This window comes from Aldersonia kunmingensis, assembly GCF_001646865.1.
Lineage (GTDB): Bacteria > Actinomycetota > Actinomycetes > Mycobacteriales > Mycobacteriaceae > Aldersonia > Aldersonia kunmingensis.
Genome location: NZ_LRRB01000142.1, coordinates 1 through 6685 on the forward strand (window position 1 = coordinate 1; position 6685 = coordinate 6685).

A 6685-nucleotide genomic window follows, 5' to 3' on the forward strand; every position below is an offset into this window, starting at 1 on the left:
GCAGATCCAGCAGAGTGGACTTGCCGCAGCCAGACGGCCCGACCAGGACGAGGAACTCCCCCGCCGCCACGTCGAGGTTGATGTCCTGCAGCGCAACCAGATCCGACGACTCACCGCGAATCGCGAACCGCTTGTTCACATTCTCGATTCTGAGCTTCGGTGTCGCTGCCGCTCCGGGCTTCGGCGCGGCACCTTCCACGGTGGCGGCGAGCGGCGCGAGCTCGGTAGCCGCGGTCATTTCCCGAGCGCCTGACCATCGGGGCCGGACTCGGCCGGGAACTCACCGTTCGCAAACGGATTGAACTCGTTGGTGTAGAAGTCCGCCGGCTTCAGCTTGTCCTTCTCCAGCTCACCGTTGCGGGTGAGCCAGTCGATCCACAGCTGGATTTCCTTCTCGGCAACCGTGCCGCCGGCACCCGCGATACCGGTGCTTCGCCAGTAATCGGCGAGCTTGGTGTTCTCGTTGCGGCCCCGGCTGTTGATGATTTCCTTGAACTTCGCCACCACCTCGTCGCGCGGTGTCGTCTGGCCCCAGCGGATCGCCCGTGCCACGCCCTGAGTGAAATCGGCTGCCGCATCCTTGTTGTTGGCGATGAAATCGTTGCGCAGCACATAGGTGCCGTAGCTGAATGCCCCGAACAGCGACTCATCGGTGAACAGCGGGTGGATACCGCCACGCTCGACGGCCGTCTCACGGAACACGCTGCCAAGCGCGCCGACATCGATCTGCCCCTGGCGCAGCGCCTGCTCGGTGTTCACCGGCGGCACCACGATCAGCTCGACCTGCTTGATCTCATCATTGGTGAGACCCTGCTGCGCCAGCCACTCCCGCGTCAGGAACTCGTGGTGCGCACCGAGGGTGTTCATGCCGACCTTCTTGCCGATCAGGTCGCGCGCGGACTTGATCGGGCTGCCATCGAGGACGAAGTAGCCGGTGAAAGACTTCGTGTCTGCGCCGTAACTCGCGACCACCGCGGTGATCGGGGAGCCGGCGGCGACGAGCTTGGTGACCGCACCGTTGAAGGCGGCACCGAACTCGGTCTGCCCGGTCGCGGCGGACTGGATGTCCTGCGGGCCGCTGGTGGTGTCACCGACCCACTTCAGCTCGACCTTGTCGAAGTAGCCCAGGGACGCCGCGAGCTCCGGGTACGTGACCTGGCCGGTTTGCCCCTGGTAGCGCAACACGGTCTTGCCGTCCGCGGTTGTTTCCTTTTCCGATGAGCCGCATGCCGTGGCGAGCGAGGTGACAGCGAGTAGTGCCGCGACGACGCCGAGCAGGCGGCGCGAGCGACGGCGCGCCGGATCGAAGGCTTTGAAACGCATGATGATGATGTGTTCCTTGTCGATGGAAGTGCTGGAGATGAACGCACGCGCACGTCAGGTGCGACGCATGGGTCACACACAAGGGCGACACGACGGCATGCGCGATCTCCTTCCAATCAACGAGGTGTCCCAAAGGCTGCCGCGTGCGGTGCACAGCGACAACGGTTTGGCGACTCAGTGATTGGAAGTTCCGAGCGACGTTTTCAGGCGGGGCCGGCGTCGTCTGCCCACGGCACACGACAGGCGTCGCCCGAGCTGAACCCCTGCTCGGTGATGCCGAGCGACGAGTACATCCGCGAGCGCATGTTCTCCAGTGCGATTTGGTAGGTCAGCTCCACCACGCCGTCCCTACCGAAGCGACGCTCGAGATCGGCCACCTGCTCGTCGGTCACGGTCGGCGGGGTCGCGGTTGCCGCATCGGCGTAGGCGATCGCGGCGCGCTCGTCCTCGCTGTACAGCGGCGACTCCGCGTAGTCGCCGATGTTCTGCAGCCTGTCGATGTCGAGGCCGTCGAGTCGCTGGATCATCGTGCCGAAATCGACGCACCATGAGCAGCCGACAGTCCAGGCGACCCGGAAGACCGCGATCTCGCGGATATTGGCAGGCAATTTCTTGGATGCCCGCTCCGCGGCGAGCTCGTGGACCGCGCTCGCGGTGAACAGACCGGGATGGTTCGCCAGTACCGCGAACGGCTCCGGGACCTGCTCAAATCTGCGTTGCGTGAATTTGTACGCGACCTTGACGAGCGGACCGGCCTCCTGCGGAGAGACGGCGGGTATGCGAGTCATCGGAACCTCCTCGTGTGCGGTCGCCCGGAATCGGCGGCCCCTACTCGATGGACGGGATGGGTGGGCCGAACGTGACACGCCATTAGGCTCGGTCCTCGTGAGCTCGAACACAGCCGGAGAATCCGCGACGGTGGCGCGTTTGCGTCCGTTCGCTTCCACCATTTTCGCCGAGATGACCGAGCTTGCGGTACGCCACGACGCGGTCAATCTCGGCCAGGGCTTCCCGGACTCCGACGGTCCCCCGGCCATGCTCGAGGTCGCGCGGCAGGCGATCGCCGAAGGCCGCAATCAGTACCCGCCCGGCCGCGGCGTTCCCGAGTTGCGCGAGGCGGTCGCCCGCGACCGTGCCGCGAGGTACGGCACCGAGTACGACCCCGACTCGCAGGTGCTGGTCACGGTCGGTGCCACCGAGGCGATCAGCGCAGCGGTCCTGGGCCTCGTCGAACCCGGCGAGGAAGTGGTGCTCATCGAGCCCTACTACGACTCCTACGCCGCGGCGATCGCGCTGGCAGGCGCCGTGCGTCGCACCGCGCGCCTGGTGCCCGACGGCGACGGATTCGCGCTCGACGTGGACAGCCTGCGTAACGCGATCACGCCCCGCACGCGGATGATCATCGTCAACTCGCCGCACAACCCGACCGCGACCGTGCTGCCCCGCGCCGATCTCGTGGCGATCGCCGAACTCGCCTGCTCACACGACCTGCTGGTCCTGACCGACGAGGTGTACGAGCACCTGGTGTTCGACGGGCACGAGCACGTTTCCCTATCCACCCTGCCGGGTATGTACGAGCGAACCGTGGTGGTGTCCAGCGCGGCGAAAACGTTCAGCGTGACGGGATGGAAGACAGGATGGGTGTGTGCGCCGACCCGACTCCTGGACGGTGTGCTTGCTGCGAAGCAGTTCCTCACCTTCGTGGCGGGCGGGCCGTTCCAGCCTGCCGTCGCGTACGCGTTGAACAACGAGCTGGGCTGGGTCGAGCAGCTGCGGAAAACCTTGCAGCACAAGAAGGATCAGCTCTCGGTCGCACTGGCCGAGGGCGGCTTCGACGTGCGCCGCAGCGACGGCAGCTATTTCGTATGTGCCGATATCACCCCACTCGGCGAGACCGATGCGGCGGCGTTTTGCCGGGCCCTGCCCGAGCGGATCGGTGTCGCTGCCGTCCCGGTGAGCGTCTTCACCGACCATCCCGAGGAGTGGAATCGGCTGGTGCGCTTCACGTTCTGCAAACGCGAGGAAACACTCGCGCGCGGCGTGGAACGCCTGCACCGCCTGCGCTGAGTTTCGCGAACGCTCCCGCGAATTCAGCGGGCATACCTGGGCCGTTGCGATATTGGCATCGCAGCAAATTGCAGAGGTCGTCGCCATATGTGTACGTTCGATTTGGAGCGAACCATTATGGAAAGGGTGATTTTCTCCTATGACCGCGACGGTTGCCGACCGCTATCTGACCCGTCACGGAGCAGAGTGCACGTCCGCTGCCCGGCCGGACCCGGTGGTGTGGGGCAAGGGGGCAGTCGGCCCGCTCACCGACGCGGATCTGCTCCGATTCGAGACCAAGGGATTCCACAACATGCCCGGCGCACTGAGCGCCGACGAGGTACGCGAGTGCTACGACGAGATCACTCGACTTGCCAATCTTCCTGAGCTACAAGGTGATTCGCGGGTCGTTCGGGAATCCTCCTCCGGCGAGGTGCGCTCGGTCTTCGATGTGCACCTGCTCTCGGAGCTGGTCTCCCGGATCGCGCGCCGACGCGACCTGCTCGGCATCGTGCAGCAGATCCTTGGCTCGCCGGTCTACCTGCACCAGAGCCGGCTCAATTTCAAACCCGGATTCATCGGCGGCCCGTTCTATTGGCATTCGGATTTCGAAACGTGGCATGCCGAGGACGGAATGCCCGCACCGCGCGCGGTGAGTATTTCGCTCGCATTGACACCGAATTTCGACGTCAATGGCAGTTTGATGATCATGCCGGGCTCGCACCGAGAGTTCGTCTCCTGTGCCGGTGAGACGCCGGACGACTATTTCAAGCAGTCGCTGGTAACGCATCTGCCGTTGACCGGTTCGCCCGATCCCGCCACCCTCACCCGGATGGCCAACGCCTACGGGATCGAGCAGATGACCGGCTCGGCCGGCTCGGCAACCGTCTTCGACTCGAACTGCATGCACGGCTCGAACGGCAACATCACGCCGTACCCACGTTCGAACCTGTTCCTCGTCTACAACAGCGTCGAGAACACGCTGAACGAACCGTACTCGGCACGGCATCGACGTCCGGACTTCCTGGGCAAGCGCAATTTCACACCGTTAGAGCCTGCGGACTGAGGTACGCGGTCTCCGGGCTCCTCGCCGCGCGTTAACGGAGGCGCACCCGCTCATCGCACACCAAATGCCGATCCGCATGCGCAATTGCGTATGCGGATCGACAATCGGTATGCGACCCACGTGGCACACCGGGCTTGTCTCGCCGAGGAGGAACTGATGGCGCGCGTGATCTTTTCGATGGGCATGTCGGTGGACGGGTTCATCGCAACGCCGGATGGCGACATCAGCTGGAGCGCTCCCGACCCCGACCTGTTTCGATTCCACATCGAGCTGAACCGCAGCGTCACCGGACACCTACTCGGACGTCGTCTCTACGAAACCATGCTCGTGTGGGAGACGGACGAGTTGTCGACCGGCGAGGACGAAGAGGAGTGGGCTCGGATTTGGCGCGCGATTCCCAAGGTGGTGTTCTCCCGCACGCTGGATTCGGTGGAGGGCAACGCGCGCCTCGCCACCGACGACGTTGCCACCGAAATCGCCCGCCTGCGTGACGAACCCGGCGCGGAAGATGTGGGCATCGGCGGTGCGGAACTCGCCGCAGCCGCCATCGCCGAGGACCTGATCGACGAGTACCACCTGTTCGTCAATCCGGTCATCCTCGGCAGCGGAACGCGGTACTTCCCGCCGGTCGCCCAGAAGCACGAGCTGCGGCTGACCGAGACTCGGACCTTCGACTCCCGCATCGTGTTCCTGCGATACGAACGCGCCCGCTGAGCGTGGTTCGGTCCGACTACCGCGCGATCGCGAAGGATCGGCCGTTCACCAGTGACAGCGCAGCAACGCTCGACCAACTGAGCCGCGGCCGACTGATCGTGGGATTTGGGCACCGGCAACGATGTCGGACGCGAGTTCTCAGCCTTCGGCGACTTCGCCGATCCGCGTCAGCGCGGCCAAGCACTCGATGAAGGCGCCGAAATACTGGCCGCAGTTTTGCGGCGGGGGCGTACTATCGAACGCATGTTCGAGTGCGATCAGATTTCGCTGTTCGATACCGCTCCCGGCGGTGCGCAGATCGGCGACCTCGCGCGCTCGGTCCGGCGCACCGAGCTCGGCACCGGCGCGTGGGTGGATCACGCGCCGAGCTGGGTAAGCGGTTCCGATGACGTCTTCGCCCGGCTGCTGCACACGGTGGACTGGCAGCACGAGCGCCGGCCAATGTACGACCGTGTAGTGGACGTGCCGCGGCTGATGCGTTTCTACGGCGAGGACGAGGCGATGCCCGATCCGCTGCTCGCCGATGTTCACGCCGAGCTCGATCGCCACTACCGCACCGAGTTGGGCGAGGGGTTCGCCACGGTCGGCATGTGCTGCTACCGCGACGGCGCGGACAGCGTCGCCTGGCACGGCGACACCATCGGGCGTGGCAGCACGCAGGACACCATGGTCGCGATCGTCTCGTTCGGGCAGTCGCGGCCGCTCCTACTTCGATCTCGTGCCGGCGGTGATTCGCTGCGCTTCGAGCTGGGCCATGGCGATCTACTCGTCATGGGCGGGTCGTGCCAGCGCACCTGGGAACACTGCGTACCGAAGACCACGCGACGGATGGGACCACGGATCAGCGTGCAGTACCGCCCGCGCGGAGTGCGCTAGCCACCGCTATTCGATGCCGACCTGAGCGCCCTTGCTGCCGCGTCGGACGCCGCGACGCTGAATCCAGTACACCGTGTACGCGAGCACTCCAACCGCCAAACCCATGAGGCACGTCGGGCGCGCCGCTTCCCAGGTGTCGCCACTGGCGAAAACGACGATGGTGGCGACGAGCCAGCACAGCATGCCGATCGCGAGCACCGGCCGCGGGTCGATCAGCCGCGCGGGAATCTCCGGCACGGTAGCGGTGCCAGCACTCGATTCGCGCGGTGTCTCGGACATGGGCCAACCGTACCCACAGGAGCGGAGCCTGCGGGAGCGACCCGCAGCTCACCGCGACGCGATACCACCCGGCACACTGCCCGGTTGCCCTAATCTGAGTCAGGTTGCGCGCGGCGCTGGGTGACGACTGCTGGCTGACACTCCTTCGGCGACAGGACTGACGCGAATGACATCGGGCCCGGGCAAGATCGACAGGTTCTTCTCCGTGACCGCACGGGGTTCGACCTACGGCACCGAAGTACGCGGCGGGCTGGTCACTTTCGTCGCGATGGCCTACATCGTGGTACTCAACCCACTTATCCTCGGCAGCTTCTCGCCGGACGACGCGGCCGCGAAAACCGATGTGCTCGGCAACATTTTGCCGGTTCCTCAGGTCGCTGC

At 65.3% G+C, this 6685-nt stretch carries 8 protein-coding genes and 1 pseudogene; 5 read left to right on the plus strand and 4 right to left on the minus strand.

The genetic code is table 11. The features are described 5' to 3' along the window. The 3 genes from A8G08_RS11230 to A8G08_RS11245 form a co-directional block, all read right to left on the minus strand. On the minus strand, positions 1 to 238 hold a 238-nt coding region (locus tag A8G08_RS11230), incomplete at its 3' end, for an ATP-binding cassette domain-containing protein (protein ID WP_157108516.1). Continuing rightward, the gene (locus tag A8G08_RS11235) at positions 235 to 1323 is read right to left on the minus strand and encodes an ABC transporter substrate-binding protein (protein WP_068273760.1); all 1089 of its coding nucleotides are present in this window, start codon (positions 1321 to 1323) and stop codon (positions 235 to 237) included. The genes A8G08_RS11235 and A8G08_RS11230, both read right to left, overlap by 4 nt. Positions 1324 to 1526: 203 nt before the next feature. Continuing rightward, entirely contained in the window at positions 1527 to 2111 is a 585-nt protein-coding gene (locus A8G08_RS11245; RefSeq protein WP_068273764.1) for a carboxymuconolactone decarboxylase family protein, read from the minus strand. 172 nt (positions 2112 to 2283) lie between these two features. On the opposite strand from A8G08_RS11245, the gene A8G08_RS11250 reads away from it, so the two are divergent. The 4 genes from A8G08_RS11250 to A8G08_RS11265 all read left to right on the plus strand — a co-directional run bounded on the left by A8G08_RS11250 (position 2284) and on the right by A8G08_RS11265 (position 6025). After that, positions 2284 to 3390, plus strand: a complete 1107-nt coding sequence (locus A8G08_RS11250) for a pyridoxal phosphate-dependent aminotransferase (protein WP_245672782.1) — start codon at positions 2284 to 2286, stop codon at positions 3388 to 3390. Positions 3391 to 3529: 139 nt separating this feature from the next. Then, on the plus strand, positions 3530 to 4435 hold the full coding sequence (gene thpD / locus A8G08_RS11255) for an ectoine hydroxylase (protein WP_068273768.1): 906 nt from the start codon (positions 3530 to 3532) through the stop codon (positions 4433 to 4435). Positions 4436 to 4591: 156 nt separating this feature from the next. Then, on the plus strand, positions 4592 to 5149 hold the full coding sequence (locus A8G08_RS11260) for a dihydrofolate reductase family protein (RefSeq protein WP_068273772.1): 558 nt from the start codon (positions 4592 to 4594) through the stop codon (positions 5147 to 5149). A gap of 243 nt (positions 5150 to 5392) precedes the next feature. Then, positions 5393 to 6025 (plus strand): alpha-ketoglutarate-dependent dioxygenase AlkB, encoded by a 633-nt coding sequence (locus tag A8G08_RS11265; protein WP_068273774.1) that lies wholly within the window; start codon positions 5393 to 5395, stop codon positions 6023 to 6025. 6 nt (positions 6026 to 6031) lie between these two features. Here A8G08_RS11265 and A8G08_RS11270 read toward each other — a convergent pair whose 3' ends face one another. Next, positions 6032 to 6304 carry a DUF2530 domain-containing protein gene (locus tag A8G08_RS11270; protein ID WP_068273770.1) on the minus strand — a complete coding sequence of 91 codons (273 nt, stop codon included), beginning with the start codon at positions 6302 to 6304 and terminating at the stop codon, positions 6032 to 6034. A 166-nt stretch (positions 6305 to 6470) separates the two neighbouring features. Between A8G08_RS11270 and A8G08_RS11275 the strand changes: the two are divergent. Continuing rightward, a pseudogene (locus A8G08_RS11275) lies at positions 6471 to 6685 on the plus strand (NCS2 family permease); the annotation flags it as partial.

Coding starts and splice junctions, on each gene's coding strand:
- A8G08_RS11235 (WP_068273760.1), bottom strand. CDS start 1,323: ATGCGTTTCAAAGCCTTCGATCCGGCGCGCCGTCGCTCGCGCCGCCTG.
- A8G08_RS11245 (WP_068273764.1), bottom strand. CDS start 2,111: ATGACTCGCATACCCGCCGTCTCTCCGCAGGAGGCCGGTCCGCTCGTC.
- A8G08_RS11250 (WP_245672782.1), top strand. CDS start 2,284: ATGACCGAGCTTGCGGTACGCCACGACGCGGTCAATCTCGGCCAGGGC.
- thpD (WP_068273768.1), top strand. CDS start 3,530: ATGACCGCGACGGTTGCCGACCGCTATCTGACCCGTCACGGAGCAGAG.
- A8G08_RS11260 (WP_068273772.1), top strand. CDS start 4,592: ATGGCGCGCGTGATCTTTTCGATGGGCATGTCGGTGGACGGGTTCATC.
- A8G08_RS11265 (WP_068273774.1), top strand. CDS start 5,393: ATGTTCGAGTGCGATCAGATTTCGCTGTTCGATACCGCTCCCGGCGGT.
- A8G08_RS11270 (WP_068273770.1), bottom strand. CDS start 6,304: ATGTCCGAGACACCGCGCGAATCGAGTGCTGGCACCGCTACCGTGCCG.